We start from the raw sequence: 25,157 nt of genomic DNA, 5'->3' as shown, positions 1-25,157 counted from the left end.
ATAATTGAATAAACAATTATGAAGGCGGTGCAGCTTTATGTCGGATCTTAACAGGATAAAAGTATACAAATATAAAAATATTGCAGCGGCATTGGCTGTGATGCTTTTGGCTCTTGTGGCGCTTTCCACCTCCTGCGGCAACAGTGCATCAGGTAAAAAGGCTAACAGTAATAAGAGCGATACAGCTGAATCATCCGTTGTTGCGGAAGATAATAAAGACAGTGTCAGAAGCAGCAGGCTGACTAAAAATTACAAGTATAAAGAAATGAAAAACGTCGGTGAAGGTCTGCTGGTACAGGTTGACAATGCCCACCCTTTCAACGGAACTGTGGGTGAGACCGAGCCGCTCTATTCGTACCTTTTTGGAAAAGATGGCAGTATGCTGATGGCTGCGGCATATCCAAATGATGAAGCCAGAACCGAAATGCTCATACAGCTGAATAATCTTGCTGTTGATTTCAAGGGGTATTGCGGTCTTGATACGCTGATGATTACATCGCTTATGCCCGATGATGAAAGTTCAGCTAAGACCGATGAAACCTGCATAGGTTCATGTGCTGACCTTATGCTGAATCTTAACGGCGAGTACAAGGAGTTTACAGGTACTGAGGATTATGCATGGATACCCAACAACTGCTATAAGTACGGCTTTGTTATGCGGGGTACTGACAGACTGCGCTACATAGGCAAGGAGGCTGCTGCCTGCATCAGGGATATGGGTAAGGCTGACGGTCCTGCCGATCTTGATACGATGCTTGCTGATATCAAGGATTACACTTTTGAAAAGCCCTTGTACTTTACAGCTGACAATGGCTTGGAGTACGCAGGATATTTTGTACCTCTCGGTGATGGTGCGACCACCAGTATCCCGGTACCTACAAGGGCTGACGAATCTGAATATAAAACTTTTATATCGGGTAATAATGTTGACGGCTATATTGTTTTTGCGGATCTTTCAGGTGAAGTTGAGCATAATCAGGATAAGGACGCAGAGTGAATTCTGCTTTCGGCCGTCGGATAAGGAGAATTTTTTATGCAGAAGGAAACCATCGAACTAAGTTTTGACTACGATAAGGCAGGCATCAGGGATATCGGTGACAGGGCTGCGCTTGACTGCTACTATCACACCCTCACCGAGGAGATAGGCAGAAAGAAGCACCGAGCTATGATAATCTGTCCCGGCGGTGGATATGATTTCTGTTCCGAAAGGGAAGCCGAGCCTGTTGCATTCAGGTTCATAGGCTACGGCATATGCTGTTTTGTGCTGCGATACACCTGTCAGAGGGCATTCCCGCAGAACGCCCTTGAATGTGCGGCGGCAATAAAGTATGTCAGGGAGAATGCTGAAAAGTTCGATATCGACCCTGACAAGATAATAGTTGCAGGTTTTTCCGCAGGCGGACATTTAGCGGCTACTGTGGCAAATCTCTGGAACGATGAGATACTCACCAAGCCACTTGGCTGTAATGCCGAGGACATCAAAGTCAATGCTTCGATGCTGTGTTATCCTGTTATCACCAGCGACCCCGAATTTACCCATGAGGGTTCGATACTCAACCTTATGAGGGGCAGAGAGGATGATAAGGAACTCAGGGAATATCTTGCTATGGAAAAGCACGTCGGAGGACAGACTCCCCGTACATTTCTCTGGCACTGTTCGGATGACGGCTGTGTAAGGGTTCAGAATTCTCTGTTATACATGACAGAACTTGCCAAGTACTGGATCCCTTTTGAATCTCACATCTACGAGCGTGGCGGACACGGTCTCAGCCTGTGTGATGAATCCACCGCTACATGGGAGGGACATATCCAGCCCATATGCGAAGCCTGGACAGACGCAGCGGTAAAGTGGGCGCTGAGGATTTAATCTGATCTCTTCTTTGTTTCATATAAAGCACAATGCCCGAAAGCAGTACAAAGCTGTTTTCGGGCATCTTTCTTCAGCTTTTAACATCATTGGAAGTTACGGCATAATATGTACCATGATCGACAGGAGGTGCATTTATGTCGGAAAAATATTTTCTTGGCTGTATGACACAGCAGGGATTCTCAACAGAGTTCGGCAGGCTGATGGAGGAAAAAGACCGCTTTACTTATATCCTCAAAGGCGGTGCAGGCACTGGCAAATCATCATTGATGAAACGCATAGCCAATGAATTTGAGAAAAGCGGGCACGTAGTGAGATTTTACTGTTCCTCAGACCCCGAATCTCTGGATGCAGTCCTTATTGAAGAGATGGGAGTTCTTATTGTTGACGGTACGTCTCCCCATGTTTTTGACCCTGTTTATCCTGCAGTAAGTCAGAGGATAGTTGACCTGGGACAGTTCTGGGACGCTGAAAAACTGATGATGAACAAAGATGATATCATCGAAGTTACGGATAAGAACAAGTCACTTCTGGCAAGGGCTAAAAGGTTTACGACGGCGCTATCAAATGTCTGCGGTGACAGTTTCAGTTGTTCCCGCGGGTGCATAGACGAAGAAAAGCTTGATGCTTTTCTGATGCGCTTTTATAAGAAGATACTTCCACGCAAAGGCAGCGGCACAGGCAGAAAGGATATCCGTCAGCTGTCCGCACTCACCGAGTATGGCTGTTTGACGCATACAGAGACCATCGACTGTTATATCGAAAAATATCTTCTGCATGACGATGATTTCGCCTGCGCTCATCTTATATGCGAAAAGACTGCGGCAGAAGCTGTTCGTCGTGGATTTGACGTTATACTCAGCCCATGCCACGGACTAAATAATACCGCTTACGAACATCTGCTTATACCCGAACTCGGGCTTGCACTGTTATCCTCAACGCCATTGAACAAGTTAGTTCCTGAAAATTGTGCAAAAATAAATCTTTCGAGATTTTACGACAGGTCAGCAATAGCACGATATCGCGGAAGACTGAAAATGAACAGGCTGACCATGGAAAGTCTTGCAGAGGAAGTTTACGAAACTATAAAGTCAGCCAAAGCTGTACACGATGATATAGAAAAATACTATATCTCCGCTATGGACTTCGATGGGCTTGATAAACTCGCCGAGAAACTTATATCAGAGATAAAACACAGATAAAACGATACAGGCACTTTTGTCGTTAATATGGCAGAAGTGCTTTTTCTTTCCTTTTGTTATATATAATAATAAATTTAATTAATTTACTCTTGTAAAAATCTTTAAGATATGGTATAATTTATAGAAAACTATTTTAAAATGGGGGTAGTATTGATGTTCAAGTGGAGGATAGGCAAGCCCGATGCCGAAAAGGTCGAATATTTCCTGAAAAAGACCGATCTTAACAGGCTGGTGCTTGAGATTCTTTCCGCCCGTGGAATAGATGATGAGGATAGTATCGTAAGCTTTTTTACCGAGCAGGAGCTTGAAGACCCGTTTGCGATAAAGGATATGGATAAGGCTGTAGCGACCATAGAACAGGCTGTTGATGCCTATGAACTGATTTGCGTATACGGCGACTACGACTGCGACGGCATAACCTCAACTTCGATACTTTTCAATTATCTTGAGAGCATGGGCGCTAATGTCATGTACTATATCCCAGAGCGAGAAGCGGGCTACGGTATGAATATCGCGGCGATAGAGGAGCTTGCCGATAAGGACGTAAAACTCATAGTTACGGTGGATAACGGTATATCTTCAGTTGAAGAAGCTAAGCGCTGCCGTGAGCTGGGTATCAAGCTTGTGGTCACCGATCACCATCAGGTGGGCGAAGCCCTTCCCGATGCAGAAGCAATAGTTGATCCCCACCGTCCTGACTGCCCCAGCAGTTTTAAAGACCTCTGCGGTGCGGGTGTTGCGCTGAAACTTTGTGCGGCACTTGACGGCGGTAATTATGACGCAGTCCTGGAGCAGTATTCCGATCTTTGCTCCATCGGCACAGTAGCTGATATCGTTCCACTTAAAGGCGAGAACAGGACCCTGGTGAGATCGGGATTCCGATATCTGCCGAATACCGAAAATGCAGGTCTGGGAATACTTCTTGATAAATTGAAGATAGACAGATCAAAGATAGTTTCAGACCATATCGGATTCAGGATAGGGCCCGTTATAAATGCTTCGGGCAGATTCGGTTCACCGCTGACAGCTGTAAAAGCTATACTCAGTGAAGATCCCGAAGACGCTGAAAGCTATGTAGATACCATGATAACCCTGAACACACAGCGCAAAAAGTGCGAGCAGGATATCATGAAGGATATCGAGGGATACATTAGAGATAACCCGGGCGTACTTGACCACAGAGTCATCGTTCTGGCAGGAAAAGGCTGGCATCACGGTGTTATCGGTATTGTGGCTTCAAAGATACTGGATAAGTACAGCAAGCCTGCCATAATAATCTCCATTGAAGAGAGCGGCATGGCGAGAGGTTCTGCAAGGTCGGTAAAGGGGCTGAATATCCACAGCTGTCTGACCTATTGCGCCGACCTGCTGACAAAATTCGGCGGGCACGAATGTGCAGGCGGATTTTCACTGAAAGAAGAGGATATCGAAAAATTCAGGGCAAAGGTCTATGAATTTTCGGCAGGCATTGAAAAGCCTGCGGTCAAGACACTTTATGCGGATAAAGTGCTGATGCCTGCGGATATAGATGTTGAGATGGTCAAGGGGCTAAGTGTTCTTGAGCCTATCGGTGAGGGCAATCCCAAGCCGCTGTTCGCCATACTCGGGGCAAGAGTTACCGACATCATCGGGCTGAAAGACAATGCCCACACAAAGGTGGCTTTCAGCTACGGCAGAACTAATGCCTATGCACTGATGTTCGGACAGGACCCCACAAAGCTGTGTTTTGCCAAGGGCGACCTCATCGATATGATGGTTGAACTGGATATAAATGTGTTCAATGCAAAGGAATCGGTTTCGGTTAAAGTTGTTGACCACAGACTAAGCGGAGTCAAGCAGGAGAGATACTTCGCCGCAAAGGATACATACGAAAAAATAATCAACGGAGAGGAAGTACCCGTAAGTTTTATAAAGAAGGTCATACCCGAGCGAGCTGAACTTGTTGGGGTATACAAGTATCTCAACAGTGTCAGAGAGATAAGCCTTGATGCGCTGTTCATGCGTCTTTCAAGCGACAGCATGAATTACTGCAAGCTTAGGATCATTATTGATATTTTCAGGGATAAAGAGCTGATATCCTATGACGGGGCGACTATGATGATCAATTTGCTTCCCGCACACAAAAAAGTGGAGCTGGAAGAATCGGATACACTTGTAAAGTTAAGGAAAATGACTGAAGAAAATGAATGAGAGGGTGTAAAAGCTTATGTCTGAGAACAATCGAACCAACGGTGAGGAAGTGCCGAGAAAAAGCACTTACGAAACAGCAGAGGGAAGTCTGCCTATACCTGCGTATATACTGAAAGCCAGCAAGCAGGTATATACCATCGATATGATGATACAGAAAGTGATAGACAGTGAAAAGCAGTACGACCTTTCAAAGATAGTATCTGCATACGAGCTTGCCGAAAAGTATCATCATGACCAGAAGAGAGAATCGGGAGAACCCTACATATCCCACCCCATAGCAGTGGGCTATATCCTGCTTGAACTGGGCATGGATACCGATACCGTCTGTGCGGCACTTCTGCATGATGTTGTTGAGGATACGGACTGCACTCTCGAACAGCTGCACAAGATGTTCGGCATAGATGTTACTATGCTAGTAAACGGCGTTACAAAGCTGGGCGAGGTGGAGATATTCACCAAGGACGAGCAGAAAGCCGAGAATATCAGAAAGATACTCCTTGCCATGAGCGAGGATATCCGAGTTATCATAATCAAGCTGGCTGACAGGCTCCACAATATGCGCACGCTGAATTTCTGCCGTGATGACAAGAGAAGAACTATCGCCCGCGAGACCATGAATATCTATGCACCCATCGCTCACAGACTCGGTATACGTTCCATAAAGGACGAACTGGAAGACCTTGCCTTTTTCTACCTTGACCCCTTCGCACATGAGGAGATAGAACAGCTGATGGCTATGCGCCGTGACAGCCGTGAAGCCCTTGTCGAGAGCATCAAGGACAAGATCGCTGAGCGCCTTGCCAAGGAATTCAAACCTGCACCTACGGTTTCTGGTCGTGTAAAGAGCAACTACGGTATCTATAAAAAGGTCTACCGCGACGGCAAGGATATCGATGAGATATACGACAGATACGCTGTCAGGGTCATTGTGAATACTGTCAACGAGTGCTATAACGTTCTGGGTATAATCCACGATATGTTCAAACCCATACCCAACAGATTCAAGGATTATATATCAACTCCTAAGGCGAATATGTATCAGTCACTTCATACCACCGTTATCGGCAGAGAGGGCATACCCTTTGAGGTACAGATAAGAACATGGGATATGCACCGTCTGGCTGAATACGGTATCGCCGCCCACTGGAAGTACAAAGAGGGCGTAAAGAGCAACGCCAAGGACGACAAGCGCCTTGCTTGGATAAGACAGATAATCGAGAACCAGAAAGAATCAAATGACGTTGAAGAGATAGTAAGGGCGATAAAGAGCGACCTTTCTCCCGAGGACGTTTTTGCTTTCACACCCAAGGGCGATATGATAACCCTGCCTGTTGGTTCAACTGTCATTGACTTTGCATACGCTATACATACCGAGGTCGGTCACCGCATGAGTGGCGCAAAGGTCAATGAAAAGATGGTGTCCTATGACCATAAGATAAGCACAGGCGAGATAATCGAGATACTGACTTCAAATGTACCAGGTCACGGACCCAGCAGATCCTGGCTGAACATCGCCAAGACTAACGAAGCTAAATCCAAGATACGCTCATGGTTCAAGAAAGAGCGCCGCGAGGAGAATATCTTCGAGGGCAGAGCAGCCCTTGAAAGAGAGTTCAGAAAGCACATGATACGTGTGCCCGAGGACGAGCTTGAAGAGTTCCTGCGCCTTGACATGAAGCGCCACAACTGTGAGACACTGGATGATTTTCTTGCGGCTATCGGCTACGGCGGAGTACAGCTTTCAAAGCTGATGCAGAGGCTGAAGGACTCCTATAACAAAAAGTACGGCGAAAAGGCAGAAGAGTCCGAAGAACAGCTGGTAAAGCCTGTAAAATCCTCTTCTGGCGTTGTGGTTGACGGCATAGAGGACTGTATGATAAAGTTCGCCCAGTGCTGTAACCCTCTGCCGGGGGACGAGATAATCGGCTTCATCACCAGAGGACACGGAGTATCTGTTCACAAAAAGGACTGTGTGAATTATCTTACTCAGCTTGAAAAGGGTGAGAATACCGAGCGCTGGGTGAATGTCACCTGGGCACAGAACAGCGGCAAGAACAATACCACGTATTTCAAAACAACACTGGATATCATTGCTGTTGACAGAATAGGTCTGCTGGCTGATGTATCCTCAGCACTTGCGATGATAAACGTGTTCATATACGAATCCACTTCCCGTGAGCTGAAAAACGGCAATGCACTTATGTCGATAACCGTAAGTATAGCGGGCATGGATCAGCTGAAAACTGTTATGAGCAAGCTTCAGAAGATAAAGAATGTCATCTCTGTTGAGAGAAGCGGAAAGTAGGTCGGAATGAAAGTAATAAAATTAAAGCCGCTGAGTATATGCGAGACCAACAGCTATCTGGTCATAAGTCAGCAGAACAACGCGGTGCTGATAGATGCGCCATTTGACGCACCTTATATATTAGAAGAAGTAAAAGCCAATAACTGCACACTGAAAAAGATATTCCTGACTCACGGTCATTTTGACCATATCGGCGCGGTTGCAGATCTGGTCGAGGCTACGGGCTGTGAGGTGTATATCCACCCGCTGGACGAAAAAATGCTCCGAACAGGTGATGAGATGCTGGCGACGCATTTCAGGTCACGGGGTTACAAAAGCTATAACGGAGAAGTTAAGCTTTTCACGGAAAATGATATTCTTCATCTTGATGAACTTGAATTCGATATACTTGAAACTCCGGGACACACTCCCGGTTCGGTATGCTATATATGCGGTGAAGCTATGTTCTCGGGGGACACCCTGTTCAGCAGGTCGATAGGTCGTACCGACCTTGAGGGCGGAAACTTCCAGCAGATGAAAAAATCTCTGCATCGCATAGCTGAACTTGGAGGCGACCTCACCATCTATCCCGGGCACATGGGTACTACCACCCTGGATACCGAGAGAAAGTATAACCCTTATCTCAGGGAGAATTCGGGCGGTGGCTTCTGATGACGTTAATTCTCAGCGGTAACGACTACAAATACGAACTTGAGGGCGTGCTAAAACTTTTCATACCTGCCACTAGGTTCGAGCATATGTATGCGGATAATACAGATGTTTCCGATGACTACGTGTTTGCAAGGGTCAAGGAAACGGAAAAGACCGTTCTGATGTACGTGATATGCAGTTATAAAGGCGTAAAAAAGCGCAAAGGAAAACTGCTTTACAAGAAGACCTCTTTCAATATCGACAAGGAACTTTGTTTGTCACGCATACTTTACAAAGTTCTGTCGGAGATAACAGGCATTGTGCCGAAATGGGGCGTGCTGACGGGCATACGTCCCGTAAAAAGGGTAAATACATTGCTGAATGAGGGCTGTGACAAGGCGGAGATATACTCACGGCTGCAAAATGAATACCTTTGCAGCAAGGAGAAATGCGATATCGCTTTCGCCACCGCCAACACCCAGAAGCAGATACTTGACACTCTTGATAAGAAGTCTTTCAGTCTTTATGTGTCCATACCGTTCTGCCCAACACGGTGCTCATACTGCTCGTTTATCTCTCAGACCCTCGACAGCGGCAGAAAACTGATACCCGAGTATATCGATAAAATGTGCCGTGAGATAAGGCATACTGCGCTGATAACAAAACGCCTTGGGCTGAAATTGGATACAGTCTATTTTGGCGGCGGAACACCTACTTCCATAGAAGCCTCTCAACTGGCGGCACTGATGAAGTGTATCGAACACAGCTTTGATATGTCGTCTGTGAGGGAATATACTGTTGAAGCTGGCAGACCCGATACCATCACCGAAGAAAAGCTGAGGACTATCAAGGAAAATGGCTGTACACGCATCTCGATAAATCCCCAGAGCCTTAATCCCGATGTTCTTACAGCGATAGGACGTTCTCACAGTGTCGAACAATTTTACGACAGTTACGATCTTGCAAGTAAAATCGGTTTTTCCTGCATTAACACCGATATTATCGCAGGTTTGCCGAATGATACATTTGAGAGCTTCTCAGATACTGTTGACAAGTTACTTGACTTGTCACCTGAAAACTTCACGGTTCATACCCTCTCGATAAAGAGAGCGGCACTGCTTAATCAGGGTGACAAGGAAGTTCTTAAAAACCCGACTGATGAAATGGTGGACCATGCGACGAAACGCCTGTGGGATTGCGGCTATCTGCCATATTACCTGTACAGGCAGAAAAACATGGTCGGTAATCTTGAAAATATCGGCTGGTCAAAACCGGGGCATGAAAGTCTTTACAACATCTATATCATGGAGGAAGTACAGACTATCCTCGCTATCGGTGCGGGGGCATCTACCAAGCTTGTAGACTATCCCGACAGGCTGGAACGTGTTTTTAACTATAAATTTCCGCTTGAATACAACAAGCATTTTGATCTTATGCTTTCCAGAAAGGATGTAATTGAGGAATTTTATGGAAATTCTCAGAAAAAATGATATAATAGAACTTGAAATAACAGATATTTCCAACGACGGCAACGGTGTCGGGCACTACAACGGCATCACGATATTTGTTCCAGCGGTGGCTGTCGGGGACGTCATCTCCTGTCGGATAGTTATGGTGAAAAAATCATTCTGTTATGGCAGGGTAGAAAACTTGATAAATCCTTCCGAGGACAGAATAGAGTCTGATTGCCCCGTCAGCAAATACTGTGGTGGCTGTTCTTTCAGGCATATCAGTTACGAGGCTGAATGTCTTGCCAAGGATAAGTTTATCCGTGATTCATTCGAGAGGATCGGCAAGCTTTCTCCTGAATATCTGTCATTCTGTGGCTGTAAAGATACTGACCTTTACAGAAATAAAGCTCAGTATCCTGTTGCCGATGATAACGGAAAAGCTGTGTGCGGATTTTATGCAAGACGTTCTCACCGCGTTGTCGAGTATACGAGATGTCGATTACAGCCCGAAATATTCTCGTATATCGTCGAGTTCATAATGGCTTTCGTTAATGAGAATCACGTTCCCGCATATAATGAAGTCGCGCTGAAAGGGCTTTTACGGCACATCTATTTAAGACGCGGTGCATACTCGGGACAGATAATGGTCTGTCTTGTTGTGACTGACTTTAAAAAGGCGAAAGTTTTTGGCAGGCTGGCAGTTCTTCTTACTGAAAAGTTTACCGACATAAAAACCGTCGTACTCAATGAAAATTCAAAAAATACCAACGTTATCCTTGGTACAAAGATGAAAGCACTGGTAGGCGATGGTACTATAACCGATACCATGTGCGGAAATACCATCTCTATCTCACCGTTGTCCTTCTATCAGGTCAATACTCAGCAAGCTGAACTCCTGTACTACAAAGCCGCTGAATTTGCTGGGCTTACCCCTGATTCGACACTGCTTGATCTTTACTGCGGAACAGGCACCATAGGACTGTCAATGGCAAGACAAGTAAAAAAACTTGTCGGAGTTGAAGTCATTCAGGCAGCTATCGATAATGCCAATGTCAACGCGAAAACAAATGGTATAACAAATGCTGAATTCATCTGCGGTGATGCGGGCACAGTGGCGAAAGTCCTTTATGAACGCGGCGAACGCCCCGATGTTATAATCGCCGACCCAGCACGTAAGGGCTGTGACAGGCCTTCACTTGAATATATGGCGAAGATGTCACCCGACAGGATAGTGATGATATCCTGCAATCACACAACTGCCGCCCGCGACTGTGCTATCCTCGGCAAACTTGGTTACAGCTGTGATAAGGTCATGGGATTTGACCTTTTCCCACGTACCACGAGCGTTGAGACACTTATCCTGCTGACCAAAAAGAATTAAAACTGAACGCAAAAAGTTCCGATAGACTGAACTATCGGAACTTTTTATTTTTTCTGCGAGCCTTTTTTCTGCGCCGGTGCAAGAAGTTCAAGCTTGTCCGAGGCATAGTATGTGTAGCCTTTTTTGGTGCAGTAATCGTCTATACGGCTGATAATCTTGCTGTCCGTGGTGTATTCCAGCAGGTAGACATCTTTTCCGTAACTGCTGACCATGTCAACGTATTCCTGAAAATACGTGGTTTCTGAACTGTCATTAGATGTGAAAGTCTCATCGTCCCAGTTTATCTTACTGAATATTGTCTCCTGATTTTCAGCGTCCATTATGCTGTCAAGCTCTGAATATCGCTTTGCATACTCGGTGACATAGGTATCGCCGCCGTTGATTATTACGTAGGTATCCAGATTTTTGAAACCTTTAAGGATATTCGTTACTCCATCGAAGATCTCAGCGGTAGGATAGTGGTAGTACACATCGGTATTGTCAACGAATAAGCCGTCAACGCCTTTATCAATGATATCTTCTGCAAGTTCATCTACTACGAAACTTTGCCATTCAGCCTTAGATACATCGACCCATTTTTCTTCTTCCCAGTTTTCGTAAACGTCCAGCGTTATGCTTTCATGATCCTTGTAATAGGGGCGGAAATCCTCTATTGACCCGAGATTGATGTAGCTGTAAACCGTGTGTCCCGAATTTTTCAGGGCGGCTATTTCCTCCGTGGTGAAATACTGGGCGTCGATAACGATCTTTTCGTATTCTTCCATGTACTTTACATCTTCAGGAGAAGCCCCTAAAAACACACCGTAGCGGTATTTTATCTCACCGTCGCTGCTGCAGGCGGAAGTCACCGATACCACCGCGATACAGCATACCACCGCACGAACAAAGTTTTTAAAATGCATTTTTTTCAAAATCCAAGTTCCTTTCTTATTTCCTTGAAATGTTCAAATTCCTTGGTCAGGTCGGCGATGCATGATTCAAGACCCTCAGCCGAATATTCCTCAGAGTACTGTGCCACCAGTTCCTCGGTTATATCGAAGCACTTTGTCCCGTACCATACATCGACTTTCAGCTCTTTCTTTTCGTCAGATTTTATCGGTGTTATGCGGTAGTTGAAATTTGTATACAGACTGCCTGTCCAGATGTTTTTTTCTTCAAAAAAATAGAAAGTGGGCAGATCGAAATATCCGTGAAGCATTTGGTATCCTCCTGATGACTATTAATCGTTAAATTAAATTATACCACAAAATCCTGTAAATGTAAAGCCGCTGTGATACAAATCCCGATCGTGATTTACCAGATCATACGACCGTATATTTTGGTAAAAAAATATTTGCGTAAATGATTTAAATAAATTAAATTTTGTTTGACAAACTGTGAATGAATGTGTTATAATTAATTAGTATAGTTTAATAGACTGGGATTATAATATAGTTCATTCATAATGGAGGTGCCATACTGAATGTTAAAACGGAGATCCGCACCTGTAAATAACAATAAACATAATCTGGCGCCGCTTATACTTTGTATAGCCTGCGTATTTATAAATCTTTTGTTCAACAACCTGATCTCAAGAGCCGAACTGCCTGTGCCTCTGTATCTTGATACCATCGGAACAGTGCTTGCCGCTGTTCTGGGAGGTACGCTCCCCGGTGTGCTGGTGGGTTTTTTTACTAATTTTTTCATAAGTTTCATTCGTCAGGAAGCGTTGTATTATGGCGTCATCAATGTGATGATCGCCGTTTCGACTTCGTATCTTTACAATCGCAAAAAACTTAAAAAGCTCTGGGGACTGATAGTCCTTGTATTAGTGCTCACTTTGATCTCAGGAATAGTTGGTGCTGTCATACCATGGTATATGGAGGGTCTTGCTCTTGAAAGCGCATCGCTTTCGGGTGAGATAAATAAGATCGGGATCTTTGGACCATTCGTATCTTATATGATATCCAACATTGTTACGAACTTTTTTGATAAGACCCTCACTGTCATTATCGCACTTTTTCTGTATCGGCTGATACCGGATAAATTCAGAGGTAAGTTCAAGTTCACGGGCTGGCGGCAGACTCCCTCAACAGGAGAGGAATTAATAAGCAAGTACAGGTCAGAGAAACGGGCTTTTTCAATGCGTATAAAAATGCTGATCGTTCTGATGATAGCCCTTTCTACCGTGGCGGCTGTGGGAACTTATATAAGTGTCAGGGTGTACTACAAATCAATGATAACCCAGCACACAGCCTTGGCACAGGGTACTGCAAAGCTTGCTGCCAGAGAGATTGACGGCGATAAGATAGAGGATTATCTTGCATCTGATGGCGATTCCGAGGATTACCGCCGATCGCATCGGCTTCTCGAAGATATCCTTTACAGTTCTCCCGAGATAGCATACCTGTATGTATATCAAATGAAGCCCGATGGATTCCATGTGGTATTCGATATCGATACCGAGGATATCCCCGCTGATAAGATAGGTGAAGTTCTGCCCTATGATGACGGATTTGAACCTTATCTCTCTGAACTTCTGTCAGGAGAGCCTGTTGAGCCTGTAATCACTGATGACGAGTATGGTCATCTGCTGACAGTTGCTGAACCTGTATATGATTCTGCGGGGGTATGCCGATGCTATGCAATAGCTGATGTTGATGTTGAAATGCTTATCAATAATATGCATAGTTTTCTTATGGAGATGATAGCTGTATTTTTCAGCTTTCTTATACTGATATGCGTATTCGTCATATGGCTGACGGATTATCATATCATCTTCCCGCTCAGAGCTATCACTATGCAGATAGATAAGATATCAAAATCGGGCAACGATCAGGAAACCCTTGACAATGATGTCAGGAAGATCAGGAAACTGAAAATAAATACAGGTGACGAGATAGAACAGCTTTACCGTTCACTTTGTACAATGACCCTGAACCAGTCCGAGCAGATGCGAAGCATACGAAGACTTTCGGACTCCACCGTGAAGATGCAGGACGGTCTTATCATAACAATGGCTGATATGGTGGAAAACCGCGATTCCGATACGGGCGCTCATATCCAGAAGACTTCTGCTTATGTAAAGATAATCGTTGAGGGTCTTAAAGAGAAGGGTTACTATCCTGAAAAGATAACGCCCAAGTTCATGTCGGACGTTGTGCGCTCAGCACCTCTCCATGATGTGGGAAAGATAAATATCCCCGACGGAGTGCTTAATAAGCCCGGCAAGCTGACACCCGAGGAATACGAGATAATGAAGACTCATACCACTGCAGGCAAGAATATAATGGAACACGCAATTGAGACTGTCGAAGGCGACAGCTACCTGAAGGAAGCGAGAAATATGGCGGCATACCACCATGAGCGCTGGGACGGCAAGGGCTATCCAGAGGGGCTCCACGGTGAAGTTATACCACTTTCTGCAAGGATAATGGCTGTGGCAGATGTTTTTGATGCTCTGACTTCACCCCGTGTATATAAGCCCGCGTTCCCGTTGGATAAGGCGCTTTCCATAATCGAAGAAGGGAACGGCACACAGTTCGACCCAAAATGTGTTGAGGTATTTATTGATTCTCTTGATGAAGTCAAAAAGGTACTGAGGAAGTATGATCAGGCATAAGGGAGGGTCCGTCATGCATACAGTGATAATTATCCTTATTGCCGCAGCTGCGGCAGGGCTGCTGGTGTGGCTGGTCATGATGGCTTTTGTTATACGCAGACAGAACGAAGAGCTTGCAAGAGTCAAGGAGGAGGTAAAAAACGCTAATGCCGCCAAAACACGATTTCTTGCAAATATATCTCACGAGCTTCTTACACCTGTGAATACAATTGTCGGAATGAACGAGATGGCTATGAGAGAAAATGCAGAGAATGTTCCTACCGGCTACTTCATGACGATTATGAATTACTGTTTCGATATAAAAGAAGCTTCCGAATCACTTGTTGACCTCATCAACGATCTTCTTGCCATGTCTGATATCGAATCAGGCATGGCTCATCTTGAAGAACAGGAGTATGACACAAAGGATATGCTTCGTTCACTGATAAATAAAGTTCAGGGCAGATGTTCTGAAAAAGGTCTGACTTTCAAGGCTGATATAGATGAACTTCTCCCCGCAGTGATGTACGGCGATACAGACAAGATGAACCAGATACTTACCAATCTTCTGACCAATGCGGTGAAGTATACCGAGGTCGGCGGTGTTACATTTTCGGTATCGATGCTTGAAAGAGAGAACAGTATCTGTAAAGTGCAGTACTCCGTAAAGGATACAGGCAGAGGGCTCACAGCGGAAGAATCGGAAAATCTGTTCGTTGTTTATGAGCGTCTTGATGAAAGTTCGGAGACCGAAAATACCGGTACAGGTCTCGGAATTGATATATCCCGTAAATTTGCGGAGCTGATGGGCGGCGAGCTTATCTGCAAAAGTGAATTCGGAAAGGGTGCTGAGTTTATACTTACCCTGACCCAGAAGATGAAAGACCAGACTCCCATAGGTGATATCAGCGGTACCAATGACATAGCCGGCAGAGGTCCGTATGTTCCTCAGTTCATAGCACCCGATGCGGATATCCTTGTTATCGATAGTGATCCCGTAAGCGTGAAGATAATCAAGGGGCTGCTGAAAGATACCGATGTGTTCGTGTCATCTGCATTAAATATCAAGGACTGCATAGATAGGATAAAGGATACGGGATTCAGTGTGGTTTTCATAGATCAGATGCTGATAACCGAAAACGCTGCTGAGATAATAGAAAAGATGCGCTCTGCAGATCCTGATCTGCCAATATATCTTCTGACATCCAATTCAGCATCAAGCGAGATGTACTATACCTCATTAGGGTTTACCGGATATCTGCCCAAGCCTGTTGACGGCGTGACACTTGAAAGGACGATACTCAGGCATATCCCCGCCAGGATGCGGCAGGACGCTCCCTGCCAGCATGATGATTCTGACAGCAGTGATAAGCTGCAGGGACTGGACTGGCTAGAGGATACCGAAGTCAAATCCACCGTTGACGGTATCAGGAATACAGGAAGTATACATACCTACATTACAGCCTTGAGAATGTTTGCAGAGACCATCGATAACAATATCAAGACCATACGAGAGCTTTACGAAAAAGATGATATAACGCATCTGAACGTCAAGATACATTCGATGAGCCGTTCCGCTAAGATAATCGGAGCATATGAACTTTCAAAGTATGCCGAAGAGATCGGGCAGGCTGTACATAACGGCGATAAAGAATTCATCGATTCACATATTGAAGAATTCCTGACAATGTACGGATCCTTCAAAGAAAAACTCAGCAGAATCAGCGAATAACGTCTATCCGAAGGAGTTGTATCAAATGATAGAGCTTATAAGAGATCATCAATTGAATATAATGCTTTTCCTATGCGGTTCCTGCGGGATACTCATATTCCTTCTGCTGCTGACAAGGTCTATCTCTGCGCGGCGCAAGCGTGATATACTCCTTATGGAAGTCATAGCACTGTTCCTGCTGTGGTTCGACAGGCTTGCATACTTATATGCAGGCAGCGCTGGTATAACTTCGTACTACATGGTAAGGATAAGCAACTTCATGGTATTCTTTCTGACACCTGCGATAGTATTTGGTTTTTACAGGTACCTTTGCGGTATACTCATTGAAGAAGGCAAGATAAAGAAACTTCCCAAACGTTTGAAGATAGTTGCCGTTATAACAGTCATAGGCATGATGCTTGCATTGATATCTGCGGTTACTGATCTCTACTACTATTTTGATGAAAGCAACCTTTATCATAGGGGCAATGGATTTCTTATAGCCTATATCACACCTGTGGTCACACCCGTGATACTTTATACGGTCGTCGTTCAGTACAAATACCTTTTCAGCACACAGATGTTCATAACCATTACCCTTTATCTCTTTGTTCCGATAATGTGCGGTGTTTTGCAGATATTCACCTATGGTATCTCGATAGTCAATATGTCCATGGTGGCGGTTTCGGTATCCCTTTATATCTCCACTTATATCGATATCAACGACACTGTCGAGCGTATGCATGAGATGGAGATAGAGTATATGCAGAACGAACATAAGCGTATGCAGAAGATATTCGACCAGACAGCCACAGCCTTCGTTTCAGCAGTCGAGAAAAAGGACGACTACCTTAAAGGCAGTGCTGTCCGCGTAGCTGAATATGCCCGCATGATCGCCGAAATGAGCGGTAAGAGCGATGAGTACTGCGAAAAGGTCTATTATGCGGCGCTGCTGCATGATGTGGGACTGATAGGAGTTCCCGACAGTGTTATAAACAACTCTTCACCGACCGAAGAAGACAATATGCTGATAAAATATAAGCCCCTTATTGGCAGAGAGATACTCTCAAGTATCACAGAGTACCCATATCTCGGCATAGCCGCTTATTACAGCCATGAAAGATACAACGGCACAGGTTATCCCGAAGGGCTGAAAGGCACAGATATCCCCGAGATAGCACGTATAGTTGCTGTGGCTGATGCATATGTCACGATGACCACGAAAAAAAGGTACCGCGGCGCACGTCCCGATTTTGTAGCTCGTGAAGCTTTCGTAAAAGGTTCGGGTGAAGAATTTGACCCTGCTTTTGCGGAGTTAATGGTCAAGATAATCGACAATAATATCAAAAGCAATGATAACAGCCTCAAACCTGAAATGGAAACTTCTTTGTCATGCGGTGAGTACCGTGATAACACCTCTCTGGGCATATCCGTTGAAAATGATACCAAGATAATCAGCTTTGACTGTGTACCCAACAAAAGCGGAGAGAATATATTCAGTGCGCCGTCAATTATTCTTTTTGATTCTTTCGATGACCGCGTTCATCGCGACGAGAAAACCATCAAGGAATATCATTACTTTGAATACGGAGAATTCTGGTTCGATGACCATATGATATCCACAGGTACCCGCAGGATAGAAATAACAAAGATGGATAAAAAAGAAAATGCGGGCGGAAGCAGGTACAATGTTACAGCGGCAAAATATGAAGACCATATTCGCCTTGTGATGGGCAGTCCCGAACTTACCAAAGAGATGATAATCGCTCTGCCCGACGGTTCAAGGTCGGCGTACATAGGTATTACAGGCGAACATTGTGATATTACTGATATAAAAGTTGAGACCACAGGATTTATAGTGTCCGAAGGTGATATCCCAAGGATAGCCCGGACTATCAGTTATACCGATCATATTGAATCTGATTTGAAGAATATCCAGATAGACCGTACAAGGTCGGTATCAACCGAGGGCATTGAGATAGACCATAAGTTCAGACTCTCTTTCCATACCATGAGTCTCCCAGGTGCAAATCTCATATGGCACTGCCCATATATAGTCCTGTTCTATTCAGATGACGGCATAGTGAACGGCACAAATTACTTTGAATATGCCCTTATAAAACTGAATGGTGAAAACGAAGAGATAAACAGCCTTGGTCAGAATAGCTTCAGCGTGAAAAAGAAAGAGGATTTTCCAGGCTGGGACATTTGGAAAGAAAACAACCGTAAAGGCTTGGAATGTGAAGTGACTTTTGAGCGAAAAGATAATAAAGTCATAGTCAGAACGAATAATCTGGGCATTGAGATAGAATGCATCACAACAGTTGATCATTCTGATAAGATCTATGCCGCACTGACAGGGGATCAGGTGGCGCTTACAGATATAAGATTCTTGTAAATAAATGTTCTCTGTTCTCAATATGACTATAAGGTTTTTAAAACCTCTGTAAGCATAAAATACGGGACGGCCAAATCGGTCGTCCCGTATCATTTTATGCTCTATATATTTGTGTGACTGATATTACTTGATAGTAACACTTACAGCATTCTTGATAGCATTAGCGGTATCCCACTTGCCGCCTACTCTTGCTGCTATAGCTACCTTGTAGCTCATGCCGGGAGTAAGGTTCTTGGGAGTTACATAGCTGTTTGTTGTAATGTTTGAAGTCTGGACTCTCCACTTGCCTGCAAGGTATACAGCGATACCGTATTTGTCAGCACCCTTGACCTTATCCCAGACGAACTGAACCTGGTGATACTTCGAGCTGTAATTAACCTTGATGTTTGTAGGATAGGTAACTTCCTGAGGATCGCTGTTGCCGCCGTTATTTCCGCCGTTTGTATAAAGATCAACAGGCAGTTCATCAAGAGTAATGCAGTAATCGCTCTGGTAGATCTTTTTCAGCTCGTCCATATCCTGATACTTGGGTCCAAGGAAAGGCACACCGCCGTCTTCGCCGCCGTCATACCAGGGGCAGAAGTACAGCCAGCCTGCGTCCTCAACTACAAGATTATCAACTGCGGGGATAGTGTCGTTTTCAGCCATAGCCACCATCTTCTTGCCGTTTGTCAGCGCATACAGCGAATCGAATTTTGCAGGTATAGCCAGAAGATTGGGGCCGCTTGTCTTTCCGTCGCCGCGGTTGTATTCAACGTTGTATTTGTCGTAAGCTACGATATCAACATACTCATCACCGGGATACCATGTAGCTGAATTTGTATAGTCATAGCTGTTGTATTCCCAGATGAGGTTATGCAGACCGTATTCCTCGGTAAGTGTCTTATACAGCAGTTTCCAGATCTCCTTGTAGGTCTCAGCGCCCCTGTCGCCCCACCAGAACCATGCAGTTCCGTCGGAGTAGTTGCCCTCATTGCCCTGTGCTTCGTGCAGAGGTCTCCAGATAACGGGTACACCTGCGTCCTGAAGCTTCAGCAGCTGTTCGGCAAGATCCTTCATAGCCAGCTGGAAATAATCGTATTCCTTGGTACCCTTTACGACAACGTTTCTTGTATCAAAGCTCATCGAGCCCTCGCCGCTCTGATAATTCTTGTAGCTGCACTGCTGCCAGCCCACAGGTTCACCGAGAACGTAGTTGTCAAAATCCTTGGGTATATTTATGTGCCACGAAGCTGTGATGATACCGTTTCTCTTGGTAGCCCACTCGATGCAGCGCTCGGTAGTGCCGTCATCCCAGCCGTACAGCGGATTGTAGTTCATGAAATCTACGCCCTTGATAGCAGGTACTTTGCCTGTCAGGTCTTTAAGATATTCATTTTCCCATTCGTAGTTATTGCTGTGACCGCTGCCGTATATCTCCTGCTGACCTGCGATTATGTGGCTTCCGTAAACGCTTTTGAGGTACTTCATCAGCGCCTTGGCTTCGGGAGTAGCTTTCTTGTCGGTGAGTTCATCGGTAGCCAGCGTATAATCATGCTTGGGAGTAACGCTGACAGTTACCGTATCGATAGCCATATAGCCGTATTCGCTGACGAATTCGATGGTGTTTTCACCTTTGTGAAGTCGGAAACTGCCGAAGCTCAGATCAGTCCATTCCTCGGAGTAAGGCATATTCTTCGAGCATTTGATGCCGTTGACAACAACTGTCTGCATTCTGCCTTCCTGATTGAGTACCTGTGCGCATCTTGCGGTTATTGTATACATACCGTCTTCGGGAACATTCACAGTGAAAGAACCCGCGCTGTTTGTCAGGTAGAAAAATCCTTCACCTGAACTGTTCTTTGGTGACGGACCGTAGTTCGCAGTCCACACCGATGCACCTTTCATGTTCTCGGCTTCGATAACGAACGGGAAAGTATCAGCAGAAGAACCTGCTGCTGCCGCACTCAGCGGCATTACTGATGACATTGAGGCAGAAGCAACTGCGCATACTGCCAAAGCTGAAACAGCCTTTTTAAGATTGTTTTTCATGACATATATCCTCCATTAAAATAATAATAACAATAAAAAATTGTTATAATTGCCTCTTTTTTTGTATTATACAACGAAATTTGTATTTTGTCAATTTATGTAATCGATTAACAATTTAAACATTTTAAGTATCTTAGGTAAAAATTGATTGAATATAATAACAATTCATAGAATTATCAATAATTTTACAAAATGTTACATTTGGAGCGTTTGTTTTGATATCGAGGAATGTCGTGAAAAAAAGCTGCGGAGCGTTTGTTCGCTCCACAGCTTAGGGTCTGTTCTTATGGTTTGACCGAAATGAATATATTCCAGAAACGTGTCTCATAATGAGCACATTTTTCAAATATCATGCACAGCTTTTCTTCTTCCGCAGATGAGATATCCTGCACAACGCGGTCAAGGATATCTATCCAGCGCTGATTTGCTTCCTGATATTCGTCAGATGTGTATGCGCTGAACCATTCCGAATAAGGTGAACTTTTAAGCTTGTCACCGTACCTGTCAGAAACTTTCTTTGCGATGTAGGCATAGCTCCATGAACACTGTAAAAGGGCTGTAATACCGTATACCAGGCTTTCACGGGCTTTGCCCATCATATAGTTCAGGTATTCCTCGCTGTCGGGAGCTTTTTTGGCAACGCTTATTTCTTCGTCAGATATGCCCAGTTTTTTCATGTTTGGGATATGGACAGTGTCCTTTTCATACCGTGTGCTGTCAGCGGCGTTTTTCAAAAACTCTGCGACCTCATTATCCTCTGCCTGTCCGTGCATCCATTCCAGTATATCAATATAGTCTATCAGATAAAAGTAGTCCTGCAGCATATAGGCACGGTACTTTTCTTCTTCAAGAGTTCCCTCAGCCATTGCGGCAACGAATTCATTTTCCGATTCTTTGTCCCAAAGCGGCTTGGCTCTTTCATATAATTTTTCGGATAACTTCGACATCGTGAGCACCTTATTTTTCAGCGATTATCGCAACATATCCGCCGCTCTTGTAGCCCTCGGAAACCTCTTCGGGTTCTTCGTTGGTGTACATGGGGTTCTTCACAAGGGTCTGGTAGAAGGAGAATTTTGTTACACCCAGATCTTTGAGAACGCCTATCTTCTCCTCGGTGGAATGCCATACACCCGATGAAGCCAGTTCGATGGGGTAGGGAAGTCCCGGCATTGTTCCCTTGAGATACTCGTGGTCATAGGTTCCAAGGCTCTTGCCAAGCAGATACATAAATCCGAATGCGCTCTCCTTTGGAACATCGAGAAGTATCAGCTTGCCGCCTTCTTTAATGGCTGCAAGGCTCTTCTTGTATACGGGAGTCAGGTCTTCCATATAGCTTGAACTGCCGTTGAAATAGATGATATCGTACTTTTTTTCGGGCAGGTCGATATCCTCGATAAGTCCGTAGCAAATAACGTTGACGCCGCGCTTTTCAGCTATCTGTCCCATATCCTTTGAGGGCTCGATACCTTCGATATTTGAGCTGTCGATGAAGCTCTCAAAAAGACCGCTGCCGCAGCCTACCGATAACATTTTCTTGCCTGAATAGTCACCCAGCACCTTTTTGAAGAGTCTGAGTTCGCTCTCAAATAGGTTGGAGTTCTCCTTGAACCACAGATCGTACTGATCTGCATATCCGTCAAATTTCTGCTTGATGTTTTCCATTGTGTATTCCTCCATGTGATCTTAATTCAATATAAATGCGTGATCCATAGGACCGCTGCCTTTTCCGAGATCCAGCTGTGCGGCAAGTGCTCCCGAAATATAGTTTTTAGCGTTCTCAACTGCCTTTTCAAGGCTCTCGCCTTTGGCAAGATTTGCGGCTATTGCACTTGAAAGGGTACAGCCTGTGCCGTGGGTGTTGGGATTATCTATCCTCTTGCCCCTGAACCATTTTGCACCATCTGCATTGTAAAGCAGATCGTTTGCATCGTTGATGGCGTGTCCGCCCTTGCAGAGTACAGCACAGCCGAATTTCTCAAAGATAAGCTTTGCTGCTGCTACCATATCATCTTCGCAGGTGATCTTAATATCGGCAAGAACTTCTGCTTCGGGGATATTGGGTGTGATGACGCAGGCTTTCGGGAGAAGGTTCTTTTTCAGTTCTTCGATAGCACTGTCATCGATAAGCTTAGCACCGCTGGTAGCCACCATAACGGGATCGACAACTATATTTTTTGCCTTGTAGTGTTCAAGTCTTTCTGCTATCACACGGATAAGGCTGACCGTTGATACCATACCGATCTTTACCGCATCGGGGAAGATGTCCTCGAAGATAGCGTCTATCTGCTGCTGTAAAAATTCGGGAGTGGATTCAAGTATTCCTGTTACGCCTGTCGTATTCTGGGCGGTAAGAGCGGTGATCGCACTCATGGCGTACACACCGTTCATGGTCATTGTTTTCAGATCAGCCTGAATACCGGCGCCTCCGCTGCAGTCACTTCCTGCAATGGTCAATGCTGTTTTCTTTTTCATTTTCAGAACTCCTTTCAGATTTAGCATTGTTTTATATCGCGGCATAGAGTGGTGCCCCCGATATGCCGCCGTATACATTAGTATCGTTTAGTTATAGGTCTGAATACCAAACAATACGGTCGTATGTTTTCGTATCGTTTCGTATAAATTTTTATACCAAATAGTACGTCCCTTTAGCCGCGTACCATTTCTTCCGATAATTTTCTCAGCTCACGGCATTCGCTTTCAATATCCTCAGCTGAGAATATAGCGCTTACCAGAGCAACTCCGTCAACGCCTGTGCCTTTGAGTTTATCGATATTCCCCTTGCCGATACCACCGATGGCGACCACAGGGATATCCACCGCATTACAAATATCACGCAGGGTATCCTTTGGAAGTACACTTGCATCTGCTTTTGTGGAGGTGGAGAACATTGCCCCTACACCGAGACAGTCAGCGCCTGCAGCTACGGCTTCAAGGGCTTCGCTTACGGAATGTACCGATACACCTATCATCATATCCTCGCCGACACGTTCACGGACTTTTGCAGCAGCCATATCCTCCTGACCGACATGGATACCGTCTGCCTTGCACTTTACGGCTATATCCACGTTATCATTTATGAAAAACGGTACTCCGTACTTTTTGCAAAGGGCGGATATCTCGATAGCTTCGGCAAGAAAATCCTCATCGGAAAGCTCCTTCTCGCGCAGCTGAACACAGGTAACACCGCCTTTGAGGGCGAGTTCCACCTGCTGATAAAGGGTCATATCTCCGAGCCATGCTCTGTCTGTAACAGCGTAGAGCAGCATAGTATTTTTATCGCACTTCATATTTTGCTCCTTTCTCCAACGCTTCGGGTGTCATATTGTATACAGCGTCGATGATGCAGTTTCTGTAAGTTGAGTTGCCGTCCTTATCTGAAAGTCTTTCATGAGCGACTTCGCCTGCATATCCCATAGTGCATACAGCGGCTACGACAGCTTCAAGAGTGTGGTCGGGGTTGGCAGTGATGAAAGCAGTGGTCATGGCAGAAAGCTGACAGCCTGTTCCTGTTATGGAAGACATCATCGGGTGTCCGTTGCGTATGATGTATGCTTTTTTGGCATCGGCAACAATATCTATAGCGCCTGTTATGGCGATCACAGCACCTGTCTTTTCAGCGAGTTTCTTGGTGAAAGCGATAACGCTTTCGAGGTTATCCTCGGTGACTTTATCGGCTGCATCAGCATCAACGCCCTTGGTGGTACCGCCAACGGAAGCAAGGGTCTTTATCTCGGAAATGTTTCCGCGTATGCAGGTGAATTTTATCTCATCGAGAAGCTTGCAGGCTGTTTCAGTCCTGAGTTTAGATGCGCCTGCACCCACAGGGTCGAGAAGAACGGGATGTCCCAGTTCATTCGCCTTTTTGCCTGCAAGGAACATCGAGGGTATTGTATTGTGGTTAAGTGTACCGATATTGATATTCAGACCGCCGCAGATAGCGGTTATCTCGGCAGCTTCGCCCTCGTCATCAGCCATTATGGGTGATGCCCCGCAGGCGAGTACGATATTTGCGCAGTCATTGACTGTGACATAGTTTGTGATGTTATGTATCAGCGGACAATTTTTTCTGACATTTTCCAGCATAGTCCCAAGCATATTGATACCTCCGGATAATATGATACAGCGGATAAGTGACGCACAAAAAACAGAAGGTACCTGTATGATACCTCCTGTAAAAAATCGCATTATGACTTCCTACGGCGGCATTATCCGCACCAGGTCTAAGGGTTCTCAGCCCAACGATATGATCTTCCCTTTATATATAACATTACTATTATACCGCTATCCGAAGGAAAAGTCAACACATTTGTATTAACAATGATATTTGATACACGTTCACGTTTTTTAGTTTACCGTATTGAAAAGAAGGGACGATTATGGTATAATCGGTAATATGGTTATCCCCTTAACA

At 45.0% G+C, this 25,157-nt stretch carries 19 protein-coding genes; 11 read left to right on the top strand and 8 right to left on the bottom strand.

Going from position 1 to position 25,157, the window contains the following annotated elements; all coding sequences use genetic code 11:
- The first annotated feature begins 37 nt into the window (after positions 1-37).
- The 8 genes from N773_RS0105430 (at position 38) to rlmD (ending at position 11,026) form a co-directional block, all read left to right on the top strand.
- The gene (locus tag N773_RS0105430) at positions 38-997 is read left to right on the top strand and encodes a hypothetical protein (RefSeq protein WP_024856843.1); all 960 of its coding nucleotides are present in this window, start codon (positions 38-40) and stop codon (positions 995-997) included.
- 36 nt (positions 998-1,033) lie between these two features.
- Complete coding sequence (locus tag N773_RS0105425; protein WP_024856842.1) at positions 1,034-1,867, top strand: alpha/beta hydrolase; 834 nt, start codon at positions 1,034-1,036, stop codon at positions 1,865-1,867.
- Between the two features lie 137 nt (positions 1,868-2,004).
- Positions 2,005-3,069 (top strand): ATPase, encoded by a 1,065-nt coding sequence (locus N773_RS0105420; protein ID WP_024856841.1) that lies wholly within the window; start codon positions 2,005-2,007, stop codon positions 3,067-3,069.
- A gap of 138 nt (positions 3,070-3,207) precedes the next feature.
- Positions 3,208-5,259, top strand: coding sequence for a single-stranded-DNA-specific exonuclease RecJ (recJ, locus tag N773_RS0105415; protein ID WP_242840356.1), 2,052 nt, complete (start codon positions 3,208-3,210; stop codon positions 5,257-5,259).
- 16 nt (positions 5,260-5,275) lie between these two features.
- The gene (locus N773_RS0105410; protein ID WP_024856839.1) at positions 5,276-7,564 is read left to right on the top strand and encodes a RelA/SpoT family protein; all 2,289 of its coding nucleotides are present in this window, start codon (positions 5,276-5,278) and stop codon (positions 7,562-7,564) included.
- Between the two features lie 6 nt (positions 7,565-7,570).
- Positions 7,571-8,215 carry an MBL fold metallo-hydrolase gene (locus tag N773_RS0105405; RefSeq protein WP_024856838.1) on the top strand — a complete coding sequence of 215 codons (645 nt, stop codon included), beginning with the start codon at positions 7,571-7,573 and terminating at the stop codon, positions 8,213-8,215.
- Positions 8,215-9,684: a coproporphyrinogen dehydrogenase HemZ gene (hemZ, locus tag N773_RS0105400; protein WP_024856837.1), complete on the top strand. Its 1,470-nt coding sequence runs from the start codon at positions 8,215-8,217 to the stop codon at positions 9,682-9,684. The genes N773_RS0105405 and hemZ overlap by 1 nt, the downstream gene beginning before the upstream one ends.
- Positions 9,662-11,026 (top strand): 23S rRNA (uracil(1939)-C(5))-methyltransferase RlmD, encoded by a 1,365-nt coding sequence (gene rlmD / locus N773_RS0105395; protein ID WP_024856836.1) that lies wholly within the window; start codon positions 9,662-9,664, stop codon positions 11,024-11,026. The genes hemZ and rlmD overlap by 23 nt, the downstream gene beginning before the upstream one ends.
- A gap of 44 nt (positions 11,027-11,070) precedes the next feature.
- Here the strand turns inward: rlmD and N773_RS0105390 are convergent, their stop codons facing one another.
- Both N773_RS0105390 and N773_RS0105385 read right to left on the bottom strand, forming a co-directional pair.
- Positions 11,071-11,928 (bottom strand): endo alpha-1,4 polygalactosaminidase, encoded by an 858-nt coding sequence (locus N773_RS0105390; protein ID WP_024856835.1) that lies wholly within the window; start codon positions 11,926-11,928, stop codon positions 11,071-11,073.
- A 5-nt stretch (positions 11,929-11,933) separates the two neighbouring features.
- Positions 11,934-12,224: a hypothetical protein gene (locus N773_RS0105385; RefSeq protein ID WP_024856834.1), complete on the bottom strand. Its 291-nt coding sequence runs from the start codon at positions 12,222-12,224 to the stop codon at positions 11,934-11,936.
- Between the two features lie 264 nt (positions 12,225-12,488).
- Between N773_RS0105385 and N773_RS0105380 the strand changes: the two genes are divergently transcribed.
- Genes N773_RS0105380 through N773_RS0105370 form a run of 3 tightly spaced genes read left to right on the top strand, consistent with a single transcriptional unit; the run spans position 12,489 to position 18,715 of the window.
- On the top strand, positions 12,489-14,627 hold the full coding sequence (locus tag N773_RS0105380) for an HD domain-containing phosphohydrolase (protein WP_024856833.1): 2,139 nt from the start codon (positions 12,489-12,491) through the stop codon (positions 14,625-14,627).
- A 13-nt stretch (positions 14,628-14,640) separates the two neighbouring features.
- Complete coding sequence (locus N773_RS0105375; RefSeq protein WP_024856832.1) at positions 14,641-16,338, top strand: hybrid sensor histidine kinase/response regulator; 1,698 nt, start codon at positions 14,641-14,643, stop codon at positions 16,336-16,338.
- A gap of 25 nt (positions 16,339-16,363) precedes the next feature.
- Positions 16,364-18,715 carry an HD domain-containing phosphohydrolase gene (locus N773_RS0105370; protein WP_024856831.1) on the top strand — a complete coding sequence of 784 codons (2,352 nt, stop codon included), beginning with the start codon at positions 16,364-16,366 and terminating at the stop codon, positions 18,713-18,715.
- A gap of 123 nt (positions 18,716-18,838) precedes the next feature.
- On the opposite strand, the gene N773_RS0105365 is transcribed toward N773_RS0105370, so the two are convergent.
- From N773_RS0105365 to thiM, 6 genes are all read right to left on the bottom strand, one after another.
- On the bottom strand, positions 18,839-20,746 hold the full coding sequence (locus N773_RS0105365) for a glycosyl hydrolase (protein WP_024856830.1): 1,908 nt from the start codon (positions 20,744-20,746) through the stop codon (positions 18,839-18,841).
- Positions 20,747-21,030: 284 nt separating this feature from the next.
- On the bottom strand, positions 21,031-21,693 hold the full coding sequence (locus N773_RS0105360) for a TenA family protein (protein ID WP_024856829.1): 663 nt from the start codon (positions 21,691-21,693) through the stop codon (positions 21,031-21,033).
- 10 nt (positions 21,694-21,703) lie between these two features.
- Complete coding sequence (locus N773_RS0105355) at positions 21,704-22,408, bottom strand: class I SAM-dependent DNA methyltransferase (RefSeq protein ID WP_024858916.1); 705 nt, start codon at positions 22,406-22,408, stop codon at positions 21,704-21,706.
- Between the two features lie 21 nt (positions 22,409-22,429).
- The gene (thiD, locus tag N773_RS19745; RefSeq protein ID WP_037289541.1) at positions 22,430-23,218 is read right to left on the bottom strand and encodes a bifunctional hydroxymethylpyrimidine kinase/phosphomethylpyrimidine kinase; all 789 of its coding nucleotides are present in this window, start codon (positions 23,216-23,218) and stop codon (positions 22,430-22,432) included.
- A gap of 173 nt (positions 23,219-23,391) precedes the next feature.
- Complete coding sequence (thiE, locus tag N773_RS0105345) at positions 23,392-24,033, bottom strand: thiamine phosphate synthase (RefSeq protein ID WP_024856828.1); 642 nt, start codon at positions 24,031-24,033, stop codon at positions 23,392-23,394.
- Positions 24,020-24,841 (bottom strand): hydroxyethylthiazole kinase, encoded by an 822-nt coding sequence (gene thiM, locus N773_RS0105340; protein ID WP_024856827.1) that lies wholly within the window; start codon positions 24,839-24,841, stop codon positions 24,020-24,022. The genes thiE and thiM overlap by 14 nt, the downstream gene beginning before the upstream one ends.
- Positions 24,842-25,157 lie beyond the last annotated feature (316 nt).

The sequence above is a fragment of the Ruminococcus albus AD2013 genome (genome assembly GCF_000526775.1).
GTDB lineage: Bacteria > Bacillota > Clostridia > Oscillospirales > Ruminococcaceae > Hominimerdicola > Hominimerdicola alba_A.
Note: the sequence above shows the minus strand (reverse complement) of the source record. Positions and strands in the feature narration are given on the sequence as shown.

Excerpts from the sequence above, each read along its gene's own strand:
- N773_RS0105430 (WP_024856843.1), top strand. The coding sequence starts at position 38 with ATGTCGGATCTTAACAGGATAAAAGTATACAAATATAAAAATATTGCA.
- N773_RS0105425 (WP_024856842.1), top strand. The coding sequence starts at position 1,034 with ATGCAGAAGGAAACCATCGAACTAAGTTTTGACTACGATAAGGCAGGC.
- N773_RS0105420 (WP_024856841.1), top strand. The coding sequence starts at position 2,005 with ATGTCGGAAAAATATTTTCTTGGCTGTATGACACAGCAGGGATTCTCA.
- recJ (WP_242840356.1), top strand. The coding sequence starts at position 3,208 with ATGGGGGTAGTATTGATGTTCAAGTGGAGGATAGGCAAGCCCGATGCC.
- N773_RS0105410 (WP_024856839.1), top strand. The coding sequence starts at position 5,276 with ATGTCTGAGAACAATCGAACCAACGGTGAGGAAGTGCCGAGAAAAAGC.
- N773_RS0105405 (WP_024856838.1), top strand. The coding sequence starts at position 7,571 with ATGAAAGTAATAAAATTAAAGCCGCTGAGTATATGCGAGACCAACAGC.
- hemZ (WP_024856837.1), top strand. The coding sequence starts at position 8,215 with ATGACGTTAATTCTCAGCGGTAACGACTACAAATACGAACTTGAGGGC.
- rlmD (WP_024856836.1), top strand. The coding sequence starts at position 9,662 with ATGGAAATTCTCAGAAAAAATGATATAATAGAACTTGAAATAACAGAT.
- N773_RS0105390 (WP_024856835.1), bottom strand. The coding sequence starts at position 11,928 with ATGCATTTTAAAAACTTTGTTCGTGCGGTGGTATGCTGTATCGCGGTG.
- N773_RS0105385 (WP_024856834.1), bottom strand. The coding sequence starts at position 12,224 with ATGCTTCACGGATATTTCGATCTGCCCACTTTCTATTTTTTTGAAGAA.
- N773_RS0105380 (WP_024856833.1), top strand. The coding sequence starts at position 12,489 with ATGTTAAAACGGAGATCCGCACCTGTAAATAACAATAAACATAATCTG.
- N773_RS0105375 (WP_024856832.1), top strand. The coding sequence starts at position 14,641 with ATGCATACAGTGATAATTATCCTTATTGCCGCAGCTGCGGCAGGGCTG.
- N773_RS0105370 (WP_024856831.1), top strand. The coding sequence starts at position 16,364 with ATGATAGAGCTTATAAGAGATCATCAATTGAATATAATGCTTTTCCTA.
- N773_RS0105365 (WP_024856830.1), bottom strand. The coding sequence starts at position 20,746 with ATGAAAAACAATCTTAAAAAGGCTGTTTCAGCTTTGGCAGTATGCGCA.
- N773_RS0105360 (WP_024856829.1), bottom strand. The coding sequence starts at position 21,693 with ATGTCGAAGTTATCCGAAAAATTATATGAAAGAGCCAAGCCGCTTTGG.
- N773_RS0105355 (WP_024858916.1), bottom strand. The coding sequence starts at position 22,408 with ATGGAAAACATCAAGCAGAAATTTGACGGATATGCAGATCAGTACGAT.
- thiD (WP_037289541.1), bottom strand. The coding sequence starts at position 23,218 with ATGAAAAAGAAAACAGCATTGACCATTGCAGGAAGTGACTGCAGCGGA.
- thiE (WP_024856828.1), bottom strand. The coding sequence starts at position 24,033 with ATGAAGTGCGATAAAAATACTATGCTGCTCTACGCTGTTACAGACAGA.
- thiM (WP_024856827.1), bottom strand. The coding sequence starts at position 24,841 with ATGCTTGGGACTATGCTGGAAAATGTCAGAAAAAATTGTCCGCTGATA.